This is a genomic window from Paenibacillus sp. SZ31 (assembly GCF_012912005.1).
GTDB lineage: Bacteria > Bacillota > Bacilli > Paenibacillales > Paenibacillaceae > Paenibacillus.
On sequence record NZ_JABBEA010000002.1, the window covers coordinates 202,200 to 218,764 of the forward strand.

The 16,565-nt window shown below is 44.0% G+C and carries 14 protein-coding genes; 5 read left to right on the plus strand and 9 right to left on the minus strand.

The features are described 5' to 3' along the window. The first annotated feature begins 174 nt into the window (after positions 1-174). Together HF638_RS05590 and HF638_RS05595 are read left to right on the plus strand one after the other, a co-directional pair. Positions 175-1,002: a helix-turn-helix domain-containing protein gene (locus HF638_RS05590; RefSeq protein WP_169479305.1), complete on the plus strand. Its 828-nt coding sequence runs from the start codon at positions 175-177 to the stop codon at positions 1,000-1,002. Positions 1,003-1,082: 80 nt separating this feature from the next. Then, entirely contained in the window at positions 1,083-1,421 is a 339-nt protein-coding gene (locus HF638_RS05595; RefSeq protein ID WP_169479306.1) for a cupin domain-containing protein, read from the plus strand. Positions 1,422-1,552: 131 nt separating this feature from the next. Here HF638_RS05595 and HF638_RS05600 read toward each other — a convergent pair whose 3' ends face one another. From HF638_RS05600 to pdxS, 4 genes are all read right to left on the minus strand, one after another. Continuing rightward, positions 1,553-2,689: an alpha/beta hydrolase gene (locus tag HF638_RS05600; RefSeq protein ID WP_169479307.1), complete on the minus strand. Its 1,137-nt coding sequence runs from the start codon at positions 2,687-2,689 to the stop codon at positions 1,553-1,555. Further along, complete coding sequence (locus HF638_RS05605) at positions 2,686-3,345, minus strand: TetR/AcrR family transcriptional regulator (RefSeq protein WP_169479308.1); 660 nt, start codon at positions 3,343-3,345, stop codon at positions 2,686-2,688. Before HF638_RS05605 ends, HF638_RS05600 begins: the two co-directional genes overlap by 4 nt. Before the next feature lie 211 nt (positions 3,346-3,556). Next, positions 3,557-4,627, minus strand: a complete 1,071-nt coding sequence (locus tag HF638_RS05610; protein WP_169479309.1) for an ABC transporter substrate-binding protein — start codon at positions 4,625-4,627, stop codon at positions 3,557-3,559. A 264-nt stretch (positions 4,628-4,891) separates the two neighbouring features. Then, entirely contained in the window at positions 4,892-5,776 is an 885-nt protein-coding gene (pdxS, locus tag HF638_RS05615) for a pyridoxal 5'-phosphate synthase lyase subunit PdxS (RefSeq protein ID WP_200869424.1), read from the minus strand. Between the two features lie 147 nt (positions 5,777-5,923). Here pdxS and pdxR point away from each other — a divergent pair, with 147 nt between their 5' ends. From pdxR to HF638_RS05630, 3 genes are all read left to right on the plus strand, one after another. Further along, the gene (pdxR, locus tag HF638_RS05620) at positions 5,924-7,414 is read left to right on the plus strand and encodes a MocR-like pyridoxine biosynthesis transcription factor PdxR (protein ID WP_169479310.1); all 1,491 of its coding nucleotides are present in this window, start codon (positions 5,924-5,926) and stop codon (positions 7,412-7,414) included. Between the two features lie 60 nt (positions 7,415-7,474). Then, positions 7,475-9,499, plus strand: coding sequence for an ATP-dependent DNA helicase (locus HF638_RS05625; protein WP_169479311.1), 2,025 nt, complete (start codon positions 7,475-7,477; stop codon positions 9,497-9,499). 144 nt (positions 9,500-9,643) lie between these two features. After that, the gene (locus tag HF638_RS05630) at positions 9,644-10,171 is read left to right on the plus strand and encodes a DinB family protein (RefSeq protein ID WP_169479312.1); all 528 of its coding nucleotides are present in this window, start codon (positions 9,644-9,646) and stop codon (positions 10,169-10,171) included. Positions 10,172-10,249: 78 nt separating this feature from the next. On the opposite strand, the gene HF638_RS05635 is transcribed toward HF638_RS05630, so the two are convergent. The 5 genes from HF638_RS05635 to HF638_RS05655 all read right to left on the minus strand — a co-directional run bounded on the left by HF638_RS05635 (position 10,250) and on the right by HF638_RS05655 (position 16,540). Further along, a complete protein-coding gene (locus tag HF638_RS05635) occupies positions 10,250-11,191 on the minus strand; it encodes a family 43 glycosylhydrolase (protein ID WP_169479313.1) in 942 nt (313 codons plus the stop codon). A 30-nt stretch (positions 11,192-11,221) separates the two neighbouring features. Next, a complete protein-coding gene (locus HF638_RS05640; RefSeq protein ID WP_169479314.1) occupies positions 11,222-12,937 on the minus strand; it encodes a discoidin domain-containing protein in 1,716 nt (571 codons plus the stop codon). A gap of 76 nt (positions 12,938-13,013) precedes the next feature. Continuing rightward, positions 13,014-14,699, minus strand: a complete 1,686-nt coding sequence (locus HF638_RS05645; RefSeq protein ID WP_169479315.1) for a type 2 periplasmic-binding domain-containing protein — start codon at positions 14,697-14,699, stop codon at positions 13,014-13,016. Positions 14,700-14,857: 158 nt separating this feature from the next. Then, positions 14,858-15,727: a carbohydrate ABC transporter permease gene (locus tag HF638_RS05650; protein ID WP_169479316.1), complete on the minus strand. Its 870-nt coding sequence runs from the start codon at positions 15,725-15,727 to the stop codon at positions 14,858-14,860. 18 nt (positions 15,728-15,745) lie between these two features. Further along, a complete protein-coding gene (locus HF638_RS05655; protein ID WP_348982073.1) occupies positions 15,746-16,540 on the minus strand; it encodes an ABC transporter permease in 795 nt (264 codons plus the stop codon). Between the last annotated feature and the right edge of the window lie 25 nt (positions 16,541-16,565).

Genomic DNA, 16,565 nt, shown 5'->3' on the forward strand with positions numbered 1-16,565 from the left:
TGGTTCAGTTATCCGGCATGGAACCGTTTAATGCTGGTTTGAGCGTAGCCAAAAGCATCATTTTTTCATTTTATATGTTGACAGTGATAATGATTATCAATAGTGTTGGAGTAAGATGTACTATGATTTTATCTCATCATGGCCAGCAAACACTTTTGAAATGAGGTACGAAATGTGAAAGTAGATGTGAATCAGTTAGCAGCGCATTTTGCACACATTCCTTTTCAAGTCGAAGGAATATATCGATATGCTAGAAATTCAGGTGTGCCCCACGCTGACTATACCGATTCTTTTCCTGGTTTTGTATTTCCACTTACAGGAAAAATACAATTTCAATTTGATGGTACGCCCTATATATTTTCACCAGGAAAAGTTGTACACGGAGGGGCAAAAATGAAACTAGACCAAACTGTGTTTAATAAAAATGACTGGGAATACATCCTTGTTTTATACCGAATATGTAGTTCGGATCTCGATGAATCAAGCTTTTCCCATCAGCACTTTGAATTATCAACGGGTCAATCCCCTCGTCTAATCGAACTAATTACGCGTCTCTGGCATGTGTATAATCAGCGTGGAGGCATGTCGATGTTTCAGACCGAAATGCTGTTTCGTGATGTGCTGAATGAGGCATTACTATGTGTGGATCATCGGCAAAATAGTAATGAATCAGATGCTTTATTCGAACGGGTCTCTACTCATATTCATGAAAACTATGATCAAAGCCTGACAGTAGCATCGCTCGCAGAACTATATAATGTTAATCGAAATCGACTTTCTTACGTATTTAGAAGACATGCTGGTATGGGCCCAGCAGATTATATATTGAAATATCGGATAAAGATGGCGCAACACATGCTGTCTGCAAGTGACGCGTCTGTACAACATATTGCTGAAACCATTGGCATTGCTGACCCCTTCTATTTTAGTAGAGTCTTCAAGAAACAATGTGGTATTTCTCCTACGGAGTATCGTCAGAAGTTCATCAATAATCCATCCTGATTTCAACAGGCATCCATGTTATACCAAAAATCAAATCAGTATACTGAACATAAAGGATTTAATACACAGGAGGAATTACAATGAACTATCAAGCTATTAAATTAAATGAGGAATTTTCGAAATTAAACGATCTGTGGTCTCCGAAACTCATTGGTGAAATGAATGACTATCAATTTAAGATCGTTAAGATTGCTGGAGATTTTGAGTGGCATGTTCATGAGGAGACTGACAAGTTATTTTTTGTGCTCGAGGGGGAAATGATTATTGATTTTCGTGATGGGCAAGTGAAGATTTCCAAGGGCGAGATGTATATTGTGCCTAAAGGAGTCGAGATCAAGCCTTCCGCCGAAAAGGAATGTCATATCATGTTGATGGAGCCTGGAAGCGAAGTAAACACTGGCAGGACTAAGGCAGAATAAGCGTCAGTTATAGGAACCAGGATGTCAATTTGTAATATCAGAGAGCCGATAACCGCGTGATAAGGGTTATCGGCTCTGCGTCTGTACGGCTAACTCTTTGACATGCATTAATCAGCAATCTCTCGGTTATGTCACTTGTTGCTGGGCTTATTGATCAATTCCACACCATCGTATGCCAGGCTTTCCACACTTGTTGCCTTCTGCAGTATGTAATGATCAAAAAAGTTCTTTGCATAGTCTGTAACAAGATTTCGCGTCTCTATAGCATCCCGTTCGCCTCTGAGTTCCTCATTAACACTGGTAAACACGATGTCACAGTAATCCAAATGTGCAACACGATCAACTGAGAAATAATAGGTTTCCATGCTATTGTTAGCGCCAATAATCGCATTCATATTATAGTTAGGTTCACAAAACAGTAGCAAGAAGGGTTTCTTAAGATCGCTGTCAAGAAGGCCAAACGCACCGCTATCCAAGCCAATCCCGCAGGCGAACCGGTCGTCATCCCGGCAAACCATCGCCGTCGTAGGCCCTCCATAAGAATGTCCGACTATGCCCATGCCGATGTCAAGCAACAATCTACCCTTAAAGATGGAATTCAACTCTCCAGAGTCCAGTTTGTAAAGATAATCGGCTACATACCTTACATCTTCTGCCTGTAATTCACTATACTCTGTTATCTTGGAAAGTATCGGCAGTGCAAGCACGTTACGGCACATCTCAATGGCAGTTCCATCGTCAGGCCGCATCTCCATCTTACCAGCCAATGCCAGCATCTTTGGCTCTTCACCAAACGCTGTAATGACATCCGAAAAATCCTTGGATACATTAAACAGTCGCCCATCTTTACGCTTATACATCGTGCTATTCTGATGGCCGATGCTTACCACAACATACCCCATGCTTGCCAAGTCTGTACAGAGCACTGTACCCCATTCTGGAGAACCACCCCCGCCGCAAACATAGAATAACACTGGATAGCGCTTTTCCTTCCCGGAGAGAGCAAGGTCATCGTAACACTGGGTCTTGATATCTATAGAGAAAACATCCTTCAACGCAGTGACAAGTGGCTGCTCATTAAACATCTCGTAGACTTCAGGAAACATGTACGTTGATGTAGTCTTACCTTCGCTACTGTCGGACGGATAATACACAAAAGCGGTCAGTTCTCTTTTGGAGTAATCTGATGCCGTGTACTCAAAATCCATCTGGGTTCGACCGACAGTATAGCCGCCAATTGGTTCTGGAAATACGTCATAGGTTTTCATTTTCTTTCCCCCTTGAGATCGCTAACCATTTCAGAATATTTATGATCTTCAAGCAGTCCATGACCCATAAATTCAGCAAAGTACTTGCTGATCTTATGTTGCAGCTTAGAGTCCTTAATATCGAATTCCCTAAAAAACAAGATTAAATTAAGCTGCATTGACTCAAACATAAAAGAAATCAGGTCGTCGTCAACATCAGGTCGGAGATATCCATCAACCCTCATTCGGCGTAAAATGTCCTTGATCATGGGGAATGACTCGCCCTTTAACACATTCACATATACTTTCAGCAAAATGTCCTCAGGAATATATGAAAATGTTTTAGTCAGTTTGATTTCCAACTCATTCAGTGGCTCGGTCACCATGCCATTAACGTTACCAAATAAGCCAGTAAGGAAATAGCTGTAAAGGGAATCTTCATTACTGTTACTAAAATATGCAGCTCTTTTCTGGGTCACATTACGTATTAAGTGACAATAAAGGTCATCTTTGTCTTCAAAATACCGATAAAATGTTCCGGGGTGCATGGACAAACTATCCAAAACCATCTTCATAGTTATATCCTCGTAAAGGTTATTAACAAAAAGATGCATAGCGCTATTCGATATTTCCTCGCGCCTTGCTTCTTCTAAACGAAAGAAAGTATTTTTTGGCATAGACTGCTCCTTAATGTAAAGTGTGAACTGATTCACACTTTACTGATAATTAATTCACAAGTCAAGTCGTATTAAAATAGAGTGTTCAGAAACTCATTATCATTCAGCGAACGGACCGGGAACAGTTTGAAACAGGAATTAGGTCCCTGATAACAAAAAAAGCCGCTAAAATAGCGACTTTTTATGGTACTATGTTTTGCTCTTGGCTTCATTACAACCCGAGATCATCAGCGAGTCCTTCAACGCCTGTGAAGATGGAATCTCCGTATCCCCAGAAGTTGTTGAAATCAATAATGTAGATCTTCTTGTTTTTAACTGCGTTAATGTTCTGTACCTGCTTGTTGGCTAGCAGCTTTTCAATCGTTTCTTCTGGATCAATACCACCAGCATATCTAGAAATAATCATGGCATCCGGATTAATCTCGATTAATTTCTCCAGACTGAGTGTGCCGGTTTCATTAATCAGCATATTATGCATATTGATTAATGACATTGCACTTTCAATAAACGTATCTCCGTTTCCGTTATAAATTCCAATAGTTCCATCACCATTATCTGAAAAAGACGCATAGTTGATCTTTTCAGCGCTAGCTCGAGCCGACAAGGCAGTCTCGCGTGCTTTAAGCGTCTCAATATATGCCGCTGCATTCGCCTGTACGTTGAATATCTCACCTAATTCAGTAATGTCCTGATACAGACTATCTAACGATGCGTCAGGAACACTGGTGCCTTGTACGTACGTTTTAATCCCCATATCATTCAAGCTGCTTACTGTACCAACACCCCAATCGGCATCCTCAAACAATCCACCACGCCCCACAACCAGATCAGGCGAAGCACCTATGGTCACTTCCTTACCGACATAGCCTTCAGCCAGCACAGGAATTTTTTTGAATTCATCAGCGATATCTTCAGGTACACTGCCGAACAACGCTGCCACTCCAACAATTTTGTCAGTCAAACCAAGCCGGATCATTAATTCAGCCGCACCTTGTGTATTGGCAACAACTCGTTCAGGTACCTTATCAAGGGTTTGTTCTTTAGCGACCCATGTCCCATTTTCAGTTGTATAGTTTGAAACGGTTAATGGATACGTGGTTTGAGCAGCACCTGAAGCATCTGCATCCGATTTCTCCTCATCTGTTGCAACATTCTTCGTTGCTTCCTGTGAGCTATTGTTTGCTTCATCACTTCCACCATTAGTACTGGAGCAGGCTGCAAGTACAAAAACAAGTGCAGCTATAAAACAAAATAACATTCCTTTTCTAAAGCGTGTAGACATTCAATTCTCTCCCTTTTTTGATGCTTAATTTTCTATTTATGCATTATGTAAAATAGTTATTGTCAGTATACAGTAAATGTCGAATCTCGTAAATGATAATTATAATCATTCTCAATTGATAAAAAAATAGAAATTTTCCTCTCCGTCTTTGCTTTTGCTTTCGTCAAGAATAACAAAAAAAGCCGATCAATTTGTATCCATTGATCGGCTCTGCTCGATATCATTCATATTTCATTTATTCTCAAACCGCTGTTCTATTGCCTCTTACCAACCGCGGTTGGACATGCGCTCTTCTGGAGCCAATTTAGAAATTTCGATCCCTTTCATCGGGGCGCCCAAGTTTTTGGATACTTCGGCAATCAGTTTGTAATCCGTGTAATGTGTTGTAGCTTCAACGATTGCACGAGCGAATTTCTCAGGGCTATCGGATTTGAAAATACCTGATCCTACAAACACACCGTCTGCTCCCAGATGCATCATTAGTGCTGCGTCTGCTGGAGTAGCTACACCGCCTGCTGCAAAGTTAACGACAGGAAGTTTTCCATTTTCATGAACTTCGCGAAGCAGCTCATAAGCTACACCCAGGTTTTTTGCTTCAGCGTACAGCTCGTCTTTGGACATGTTTTGCACTTTGCGGAGCTGGCTGTTAATTAGACGCATATGACGAACTGCCTCAACAATGTTTCCCGTTCCAGGCTCGCCTTTTGTACGAATCATCGATGCACCCTCACCAATACGGCGAAGAGCCTCTCCCAAATCTTTGGCCCCACATACAAATGGTACAGTAAACTCATGTTTATCAATATGGAACACTTCGTCTGCAGGCGTAAGAACTTCACTTTCATCGAGATAGTCCACACCTAGGGATTCAAGCACTTTGGCTTCTATGTAATGACCGATACGTGCTTTAGCCATAACTGGGATAGAAACAACCTTCATAACCTCTTCAACGATGGTTGGATCTGCCATACGAGCTACACCACCAGCTGCGCGAATATCGGAAGGTACCCGTTCAAGAGCCATAACAGCTGTTGCCCCTGCCGCCTCAGCGATTTTAGCTTGCTCTGCATTCATAACGTCCATGATGACGCCACCTTTTTGCATCTCAGCCATTCCTCTTTTTACACGATCTGTACCTGTTTGCATGATTGTAGTCCTCCTAAGTAACTTTTGGGTGGTTTTCAATAAAGGCATCGCTCTAATCTATGATTTAGTATAGAATGAGAATGGTCATATAAAAAGATCCAATATTTTCGGTTTTTATTGTACCACTTCAATGATAACTCTGGAGGTCCTATGCAATTTCATGTAGCTTACAGTTCATATTTGAACCGAAAATATACCAAGATGAAGGCACTCTACCATGCCATTCGTGATGCTATTCATGAAGGCAATCTTATGCATGGTGAGAAGTTACCCTCGACTAGAGAGTTAGCCGCGACGTATCACATTTCCAGAGGAACCGTGAATCAGGTCTATGATACGTTGACTGCTCAAGGTTACATTCAATCAGAGCATGGAAGAGGAACCTTTGTTGCGTATCAGTTGGATTTAAGCAATGATGCGTCCACCGAGAAAGCTTGTACGCATCACTTATCCGCCTGGGGAAATCGTATTCAGCAGTTTGAACAGCAGTCGATTCAAAGAAATGCACCAGCCAATGCCCATACACATGATTCCAGAATGGATCGCGACGAAGTGATCGACTTTAGCAAATACCAACCTGATTTATCCAAATTTCCTTACGATGAATGGAATAATCGATTGTATGCTGAGATACGGCAGCGTGAGCATCACCTGGAAACAACCTCTGCGATGGTTAGTTCAACCGGGGATCCGAGATTGAGAGAAGCCATTGCCGCCTATCTTCGAAGAATGCGGGGAATTCAAGTCGATCCGGATCATATTGCAGTGACTGCAGGCTCCATGCAAGCTATAGCTCTACTCACTCAATTACTTGCAGATCCTGGGGATCATGTCGTGACGGAAAGTCCTTGTTATGTCGGGATTTCTAAAGCCATTTTGGCTGCGGGTGCAAAGTTGATTGAAGCCAATCTCGATGGTCAGGGCGTTGTGCCCCAAGACTGGGAAGCGCGTGTGTTGTTTGTCACGCCGTCACGACAGTTTCCTACTGGCGAAATGCTCAGCCTTGAACGCAGACAAACCTTGCTGGACTGGGCACATCGTCATGATGCCATGATTGTCGAAGATGACTATGATAGTGAATTCCGATATCGCGGAATGCATGTTGAACCTCTGAAAACACTCGACAAAGCAGGACGTGTAATCTACCTGGGCAGCTTTACGAAAACCTTGCCTTTTGAAGTACGACTTGGTTTTGTGGTTCTCCCCCCCACCTTGGCAGACACCTTTAGAAAGGCACAGGCATTATACGAGCCAAGACCCGTCAACCTGATCGAACAACGGGCATTAGCGGCATTTATGACAAGCGGTCAATATGAACGTCATCTGCGCAGGATGAATCGTCTATACAGTCGCAAATTCCATCTTTTACTCAAACTTTTGAACAAGCAACTCTCTACATGGTTTGATTGGGTAGAGAATGAAGCGGGTCTACACGTGTTTGGCTGGTGGCGAGGTAATGTGTCCACGTATGAGGCCTTTCGGGCATCGGCTAAGTCACAAGGTGTGGTATACTCAGAAGTCAGCAGTTCAACGGCTGTTGGTACGAAGTATGGTATATATTTATCTTTTGCACATTTGTCAGATGAACAGTTACAGGAAGGCGTATCCAGATTGAAAAATGCCGTCACAGCCTCATTGTGAGGTATATCGTCTCCAAAATATAGTACAAGAAGATCATCATTCGGAAGAGAGGCGATCGTTATGAATTGGTTAAATGAACTCTATAAAATAAATAAGCGGGAACCGGACAAGGAAATCGAACGATCTTTGGTTAATGCCATCTTCCGAATATATGACCGGTTCCCCCGAATTGGTCTTAGAGAGCGGATCGGACAGCAAGAAATGTCTCTCGATATCGCCGATGCTTATATCCATGGGCATAACGCCATGATTGAAGCTGGTGTTGGAATTGGTAAGTCTTTTGCATACCTGATCCCAAGTCTGCTCACGAATCAAATGTCTCAGAAACCAGTTATTATAGCTACCTCCTCCATTCAGCTTTCGGAACAGATACATAAAGATTTAAGGATTATTGGTAGCCGGTTGGGATTTTCAACGGTTCGGTCCGTTGTGGGGAAAGGCATGGGTCAGTATGCCTGCCGAAGCAGAGCAGCGGAATTGATCAATCTTGATGATGCGAACTCCTCCGTGTCCACCCTCGCCCAGCGCATATTAGATTATGAAATTGATGAACGAGCCGATATTAAAGCTGGAATTAGTGATGCCGAATGGTCCCACGTTTCCGTGAATGATTGCAAATTTGAACGTTGTCATCATAAAACTGCATGTTTGTTTTACGATATGAGAGCTAAATTGAATGCAAAAGCTCACGAGATTGATTTTATTATCGTGAACCAGGATCTGCTCATACGGGATTTGATGAAGAAAAAAGAAGGAACCAAGAGCATCATATCAGATCAGCCTGCTCTGATCGTCATTGATGAAGCGCATAATCTGGAAGCAAAAGTTCGTGATGCCAGAACGCTTGAGTTCACTTATCGGGCAATCTGCCGCACTCTGGACACCACGGTGCAGCTTCTAACGAAGCAGTCCGGGGATAGAAGTCTCTTCTCACAATCCAAGTTCATCAAAAATTGCGCTGAGCGCATCTTCAAACAGGTAAAAGCGGATCTGCTCCACCATGCCAAGCAGGATAACGACCGAATCAAAGTGTCGGAGATCAAAGGAACACCTTTGAACCAGGTTTCGAACGATTTAAAAGATCTCAGTCTGCGTCTTTCCATTTTGACTTCCCGCCATGAACGGGAGATCGATGACGCTTTTGAAGCTATCAACGGGCTAATTACCCTGATCCATGTCTTGGCTAAAATAGAGGACAACTATCTCTTATGGGCGAGCAGTCCTCTGGGAATAGCCACGATCAGCATCTGTCCCAAAGATATAAGCCAATTTCTGAAATACACTTTATTTAATGGCAAGGTACCTGTAATCCTAACATCAGCAACGCTGTGCCAAGGCGGGGATACGCTGGAGGAACAATATACTTATATGACGGACTCCCTTGGTTATAAGGGAGATTTCCTAGAGCGCCAACCCTCCCCTTTTGACTACACCAACCATGCCATGATGTACGTTTCGAACAAAGTTCCCTATTACCAACATGACCAGCGCGAAATCTATCTTGAAGCAGCTTATAAGGAATTGGTTCAACTCTGTAATTTAACTCAAGGAAGAACAATCGTCCTATTTTCAGCAAAGGAAGATATGAAGTACATTCACAAGAAGTTGATTTCAAAGGCTAATAATGAATACACATGGCCAGTCCATGTTCAAAAAGAAGGATCTTCCCAGGACAGTGTCATCGCTGAATTCAGGAAAAGTAAAGGTGTACTCCTGGGTACCGGTGTATTCTGGGAAGGCGTGAATATCGAGGGGTCTGACCTGTCACAGGTCATTATTTTCCGGCTGCCCTTCCCTGTTCCATCGGATCCTGTTTATGAATATAAGGCATCTGTAACGGAGAATCCGTTCATGGAGGTGTTTGTACCGGACATGCTTCTGCGGTTACGGCAAGGAACTGGACGCTTGATTCGTAGTGAAACGGACCTTGGCATACTCAGCATACTTGACTCCCGTCTCAGCGCAGCAGCAAAAAAGAGTTATCGGGAACAGGTGCTGGAAACGTTGCCGTTCAAAAAAGTGACGGAGGATTTTACGGTTTTGGAGAAATTCGTGCAAACTAAAAGGATACGACGTACGGATTAGAAGTGGTATAACACGTAACCTTGAAAAACTGCCTAAATTACATGAAACGGCCCTTCCGCTCATAAAGCGGAGGGGCTAATTTCATGCTGTAGGATATATGCTACAATATATTCCATATCTACGAATCCCAAAGGAGGCATTACCATGGTTGAAAGACCAACTACAGAGGAATATGCAGCTTATTATGAAGGGTACATCCAGCTTGTTCCTGAAGGGAACATCATCGATATGTTGGAGCAGCAGGACAACATCGTACAAAATTTGCTTTCTTCATTGACAGAAGAGCAAGCAAATTATCGTTACGCCGAAGGCAAATGGAGCGTGAAAGAGGTCATCGGCCACCTCTTGGATAACGAACGCATCATGAGCAGCCGATTGCTTCGTATCGCCCGAGGTGACCAAGCGAATCATCCCGGCTACGATCAGGACGTGCTTATGCAGACGCACCCTTTCAATGCATATACCCTGGCCGATTTGAGCGAAGAATATGCCGTCACACGCCGCTCAACCATTCTTATGCTTCGTCGTCTCACGCCGGAAGCTTGGCTCTGTAGAGGGATCGTCAGTGATATTCCTGCTTCAGCTCGATCGATCGCCGTTATTATGGCTGGACATGAGCTCCACCATTGTTCAGTGCTTCGAGATCGCTATTCGCTTGATGTGAAATTATAAAATTCATACAGAAAGACTTTGAACCTGCATTTTCTGTAGGATCAAAGTCTTTTCTCATTAGCCGCTTCATCGTTCAAATTATCGTTCAAAATGAATCAGCTGTGTATCCTCTCTCAAAGATAACGTGGAATAATCATTCAGAATCGGAATTTCCCCATTGAATGCAATGGGTAGTACCACATAGCTGGACTGAAAGTAATCCGAACCGTTCCAGCGATCCGAAAAGTACAGGTACTCCTCCTCTGATCGCTTCAGCACAAATGCTGGTTGCGTACGATACGTCGTTTCATCGCCAAAATCGCTGAGCATCCCCCATGGACCATCCATCGTATTAGCCATCGCGTATTTCCCTTGATTGGGAGCCCAACCCGTGCAAAATGAGGTCACCATATAATACTTCCCGTTCCGCTTGAAGACGGCTGGCGCTTCTCGATATTCCCCCTGCCACAGCTTTCCGACAAGACTTTCGACATTAAGGTAATCTTCCTGCAGACGGTAGATGTGAAGGTCCGCATTGTCTCTGGCAGCCGAAATAAAATATGCAGTCCCGTCATCATCCTGAAAGAGCGTGCAGTCTCGCGACATATACCCATACGGATTAAAACTGCCATGGTAAGTGAAATGGCTATCCGGAGAATCAGATGTGGCAATAGCGCATGCGGCATCGTTGTAATTATTACCATTCTCATAATGAACCCATAGGACGAACTTCTTTGTCGACGTGTTGAAAAGCACTTTAGGCCGTTCGAGATTCACCTTTCCGCCTTTGTCGTTCACTAATGCCAGATTCGTCCGAACTCGAACGGGTGCAGCTGGCGTAGACGTCGTCAGGATATGATTTCGAAACTCCCAGTTGAACAGATCTTTGGAACGGTAACAACTAACATATATATCGTCCCTCCGATCTTCGCCATACCAGTAATAATAATCGTCATGAAACAACATATGTCCACCATGGGCATGGATTGGATTACCACTTGAATCATTCCAGATGCCACCATTGGTAATTTGAATATTCACATCGTTACCTCTCTTCTTTTAGGAAAATCGTTAATTGGTGTCCGATCCAAATACCTTCACTTCCCATAGCCTTGGGGTGTACCAATTGTTAGGATTGTTATGAAGCGCCGCATTAAGCATATTAATTCGTACATACCTGGCAGCAGTGCTTGATAGCGTATCTGATGTGAAACCGTAAGATGTATTATTGGTTCGATCCGATGCCACGGTCCAGTTTACATTATCCGTGCTGGTCTCGATTTTGTATTTGTAATAACCTTCGGAGCCTTTTTGCATCCACCAGGAGATTTGCACATTATTCAACTGTTGAACGGAGCCGAGGTCTACCTTCCACCAATGTGGCCAGGAACTGCCTGTGCCGATCCATTCGGTTTGATAGTTACCATCATTAGCATAACTTGCCGGGTTTGTTCCAGTAGCCGTTTGGGCTGTTGCAGGTTTACCTTGCGACAGCAGTTTTCCATTCTGAACGGGAACGACAACATCATCGCTTGTGTTGTACAGGACTTGATCAAAATAATCATAAAATGCGTAACCATCAGAGAACCAAACGGGAAGCAGTCGTTCCTCTGTTGTTCCATTTTGCGTACCTGCCCAGCCGAACATCCAGCGATACGCAACCATAACCACGTTGTTACCCGTATCTGGCTTCACTCGCATGACGGAACCCGACTGCGCCGAGAAAGTTGACGTGTTACCAATCGTCCGTAATTCAGACCAATCTCCGTCTATGCTTGTTGCTGATGAATACAGGGGTATACTGGGATACCAACCTGCCGCTTGGGAAGAGAACAAATAATAAATGCCATCCTTTTTGATCATCTTAGGCAGTTCTCTATGTTGATTTTGATAAATAACAGAAACTTGATGATCCACATCCAACCAATCGGAGGTTAACTTATACAAAATCGTGTCCGAATTATTATTGGCGGTAGAGATCAGATACGCCGAATCATCATCATCTTTGAAAATAGAGATATCCCGGGATTGGTTCCCTTCCGGCCGAAAGCTTTTGTGAAATGTAAAGTCTTCTCCAGGCGTGGCTGAAGCCACCGATACTCTGGCAAGTGTGTAGTCTGTACTGTTTTCATAGTGAGCCCAAAAAACGAATTTGTTCGTGGGCGCGTGGTATAGGATATTGATCCCTTCAAATTTAGAATTCGCCAGATCGGGATGATCCGTGTAGGAAAGGACCACTTTGTCGTTACCATAGTTGACGTCATCCGTTGACGTCTGTTGAATCATTTCGCCAAAACCGCCTGATGACTTTTGCACGAAATTGAATCTGTAGTAGGTGTCTCCCACTTTAAGTTCATTCGGGAGCATAAGCGTTGATTGCGTTGTGTTATCAAAAGTTGTGAGGTTTTCTGGAAGGCTGTAAGGGGTATATTCTGGCGAGACAGCGGAGGTTAACAAGGAAGTTCCCCCATATGCCTTCACTTGATATTTGTACGAACTACCTATGTTGAGGTCATAATCATCCGTCGTTGTACCGGTTAGGGTCTGTAATAACTGATAGGGTTCATCGTTCTCGGATCTATACAACTCGTATGCAGTCGCTCCCTGGACAGGTGCCCAATGGATTTTGGCATTGGATACTTCGGATTCATTCTTCAGTACAAATAGTGTTGCAGCAATATGAGTCTCTTCATCAGCAGCGTGAACGGTTTGAACTGAGGACGTTAAATGAACTGTTAACAACATCAATGCAATGACGATAGCCATCCACGATTTACCTTTGATCATGTCTCATCATCTCCTTTTTTAGAAGACCAACCTTCCTGTTGCGGGAAGGCTGATCCAGGTGAAACTAAACTTGACTTTATTTCAAATTCATCAGTGTCATTACATCTGTCTCGCTGGCTTGGTTGTACCAATCGTTAACTTCTTGGATAACGGTGTCTCCACCTTTTTCGTGCCACTGTTTCACAAAGGTATCAAATGCTTCAAGCGGCTCATTGCCATATATGATTTTGGTAAAAGTCTCTTGTTCCATGGTGGTCAACTGTTCCCACACATTTTGCATCGTTGGCGTTGGTGGACCGTTAAACTCATTTGGCAGTAAAACATCCCTGTTTTCATACGAAATCCGATATCCATCCTGGGTCGTTTGATCTTTTGAAGCGCTCTGAATGAGGACGCCCGTATCGGCCTCGACACCGTTCGCCAGATCATAGAATGATTGGCCGGGACCGTCCACGCTCGGTGTATTCTTGGTAAATGCCATTTTGCCAACGCCTTGCACAGCCTCTAATGGTGTATTGAATTTTGTTGGATCGAAAGTGACTTCGTCGTTGACGATATCGTAATCATATCCCTGAGCGTAGCCGTATTTGAAATCTCCCGTGCTGAACGCCGCATCATACATTTTATCGTAGTAGAGGAAGAAGGCTTCCATATTCTGAAAGTCCTTGTTAAACATGAACACACCATCGTTCAACTGTGCAGACTGATAGGTCTTATCGCCGTTCACGCCTTGAATGGTCGGATAAGCACTAATTTTCGCACCATCCACATTTTTCTCTACGTCTTTCACACTGTCGTATAGCCAAGGACGACCAATGATAATGCCTGCTTTCCCCTCCGTAAAATCGGACAGTGCGTCCCAGGCCCCTTGGGTGGCCAATTCTTTGTTCAAATACCCTTTTGCATACCAATCGCGTAACTTGGCCAGTGCCTCTTTGTTACCATCAGCCACAGATCCATAAGTAAGTTTGCCGTTCTCGTTATACCATTGCCTTGGAAGGTGTTTGCCCGTGTATGCGCTGAATATCATGACCGGATCGCTGACCCAGCCCGTATTGTAGGAATCTTTCCCCGAAAATGTAAAGCCGTATGTGTCTTTCTTGCCGTTCCCATCTGGGTCCTCATTAGTGAACGCCGCGATGACTTGCTCAAACTCTTCAATTGTTGTTGGCGCTTTCAAATTAAATTTGTCCAACCAGTCCTGACGGATCAACATGACTTCGCCTTCCGTCAGATTCGGCGCAATCGCCATCCCGTAGACCTTACCCTCCCTAACCACTGGATTGAAGGTGGTCGGGTATTGTTTGTATATTTCTTTTATCCGGTCAGGCATGTAGGCTGAGATGTCTTCCGTTATCTCTTTGACTTGCCCCGAATCGATCAGATCATTGACCAGCATGGTGTCATAGACGGGCAGAACGTCGGGCAACTTCTCGGAACCTGTCAACGCCAGCCGCAGCTTGGTATTATATTGTGAAGCATCACCTCCCAGCAGGGTGGTTTGGATTTTAATGCCCAGGTTTTCTTCGCCCCAACGGGTCAATACATTGTCATTCAACGTCTCACCATTGATATACTTTCCAGCATTTTCATCCTGTTGTTTGGCGATGGTGATCGTAAATGGTGGATCATATTTTCCGTCCTTAAGCACCGATGCCGGTGCGGTCTCGGACGCACTCTCCCCTTTGCTACAGCCAGCCACAAGAACAGCCGACAGCATAACCATACTTACCATTTTCCATAAATCAGTTCTTTTCTTCATGGAAACATGCCCCCTTCACTCATACTCAATTTGTTTTCTATATAAGTTCAACTAATTGCATATTTACACTGGCACTCCGATGACAGAACAACCTTCCGATCGCTGTTATCGTGTAAATGTTTAGTTGAACATATAGTGATCCAATTTCGTCATCCTAACTATTCTTTTACGGCTCCTAGTACAATTCCCTTCACGAAATATCGTTGTAAAAAAGGATAGACCAAAATGATCGGGAGCGTGCTTACAAAAATTTGCGCTGCTTTGATGCTCTGTTCAGACATGGCTGCCACTTCAGACTGGCTCATCGCCATATTTTGCATATTGCTCTGTACAACAACGGTCTGGAGGAACGAAGCCAGCGGATATTTACTCGCATCGGACATGTACAAAATCCCGTCAAACCAGGAGTTCCAGTGCCCCACCATAATGAACAAGGATACGGTCGCGATGCCAGGCAGAGATAATGGTAAATATATTTTGCTGAGGATTACGAAAAAGGACGCCCCGTCAATGAATGCTGCTTCTTCCAAGGCTTTGGGAATCGTTTTGAAGAAGTTGACGAGAAGAATCAGATTATAAGCACCGAATGCTCCCGGCAGCACAAGCGCCCAAATTGTATCCTTTAATCCAAGAGCGGTGATCAAAATGTAAGAAGGGATCAATCCCCCGGAGAAAAGCATCGTAAAGATAAAAAACCACATGAGCACGTTGCGTCCCCGGAATTCCTTGGACAGGGCATAACCTGCACAGGTAAGGATGAACATGCTGATGGTCGTACCCAAAACGGTTCGAATGATAGATGTCAGCATGGCACCATTAAAGTTGGAATTGTTGAACGTTTTGATATAGGCATCCACGTTGAACCCGACCGGCCAAAATGACACCATATTACCGCTTATGGCCGCTTTACTGCTGAGCGATTGCGCCAACAGATGAAGCAGTGGAAGAAAACACGCCAGACCCGCCAGTATCATGAATGCGTAATTAAAATAGGAGAATACTCTATAGCCTGTCGTCTTATGGTACATGATCCCTCTCCCTCCTTGTTAGAATATTTTGTAATTGGCATATTTATAGGCCAGCCTGTAAGAGACAACGATCAAGATCAAACTGATCCCCGATTTGAACAGTCCTACTGCGGTCCCGAACCCGTATTGCCCGTTTAACAAGGACGAACGATAGACATAGGTGTCAATGATATCTCCCGTACTGTAGACAAGCGGATTGTACAGATTGAAAACCTGATCAAAGCCCGCGTCCAGAATATTGCCCAGACTCAGTGTAGAAATGACGATAATCATGGGCAACATGCTAGGCAAGGTGACGTATCGAATCTGCTGCCGGCGTGTGGCACCGTCGATCTCAGCTGCTTCGTAATAAGAAGGATTGATCCCAGCAATGGTCGCCAGATAGACAATCATACCGAAGCCGAAGCTCTTCCACACATCGCTGATCACAACCGTGAATCGAAACAGATCAGGATCACCCAAGAAGTAAATGGGATCATTCCCGAAAATCTGGGTCAAGATGTGATTGATTCCTCCGTCTAATCCCAGAATGTCGATCATCAACCCCGCGACCGTAACCCAGGACAAGAAATGCGGCAGATACACCAGTGTCTGTACACTTTTCTTAATGCCCATATTTCGGATCTCACTCAGCAGAATAGCCATAACGATCGGAACGATAATACCGACGATAATTTTAGAAACGGCGATAATCAGCGTATTGATGATTGCTTGTGTGGCTTCTTTGTACTGGAAAATTCGTTCGAAGTTATCTAACCCGATCCACCGTGAACCTGTGATACCCAGCCATGGTTTATAGTCCTGAAATGCCATGAGCAAACCTACCATCGGGCCATAA

Excerpts from the sequence above, each read along its gene's own strand:
- HF638_RS05655 (WP_348982073.1), bottom strand. The coding sequence starts at position 16,540 with ATGGCATTTCAGGACTATAAACCATGGCTGGGTATCACAGGTTCACGG.
- pdxR (WP_169479310.1), top strand. The coding sequence starts at position 5,924 with ATGCAATTTCATGTAGCTTACAGTTCATATTTGAACCGAAAATATACC.
- HF638_RS05640 (WP_169479314.1), bottom strand. The coding sequence starts at position 12,937 with ATGATCAAAGGTAAATCGTGGATGGCTATCGTCATTGCATTGATGTTG.
- HF638_RS05625 (WP_169479311.1), top strand. The coding sequence starts at position 7,475 with ATGAATTGGTTAAATGAACTCTATAAAATAAATAAGCGGGAACCGGAC.
- HF638_RS05645 (WP_169479315.1), bottom strand. The coding sequence starts at position 14,699 with ATGAAGAAAAGAACTGATTTATGGAAAATGGTAAGTATGGTTATGCTG.
- HF638_RS05595 (WP_169479306.1), top strand. The coding sequence starts at position 1,083 with ATGAACTATCAAGCTATTAAATTAAATGAGGAATTTTCGAAATTAAAC.
- HF638_RS05605 (WP_169479308.1), bottom strand. The coding sequence starts at position 3,345 with ATGCCAAAAAATACTTTCTTTCGTTTAGAAGAAGCAAGGCGCGAGGAA.
- HF638_RS05650 (WP_169479316.1), bottom strand. The coding sequence starts at position 15,727 with ATGTACCATAAGACGACAGGCTATAGAGTATTCTCCTATTTTAATTAC.
- HF638_RS05610 (WP_169479309.1), bottom strand. The coding sequence starts at position 4,627 with ATGTCTACACGCTTTAGAAAAGGAATGTTATTTTGTTTTATAGCTGCA.
- HF638_RS05600 (WP_169479307.1), bottom strand. The coding sequence starts at position 2,689 with ATGAAAACCTATGACGTATTTCCAGAACCAATTGGCGGCTATACTGTC.
- HF638_RS05630 (WP_169479312.1), top strand. The coding sequence starts at position 9,644 with ATGGTTGAAAGACCAACTACAGAGGAATATGCAGCTTATTATGAAGGG.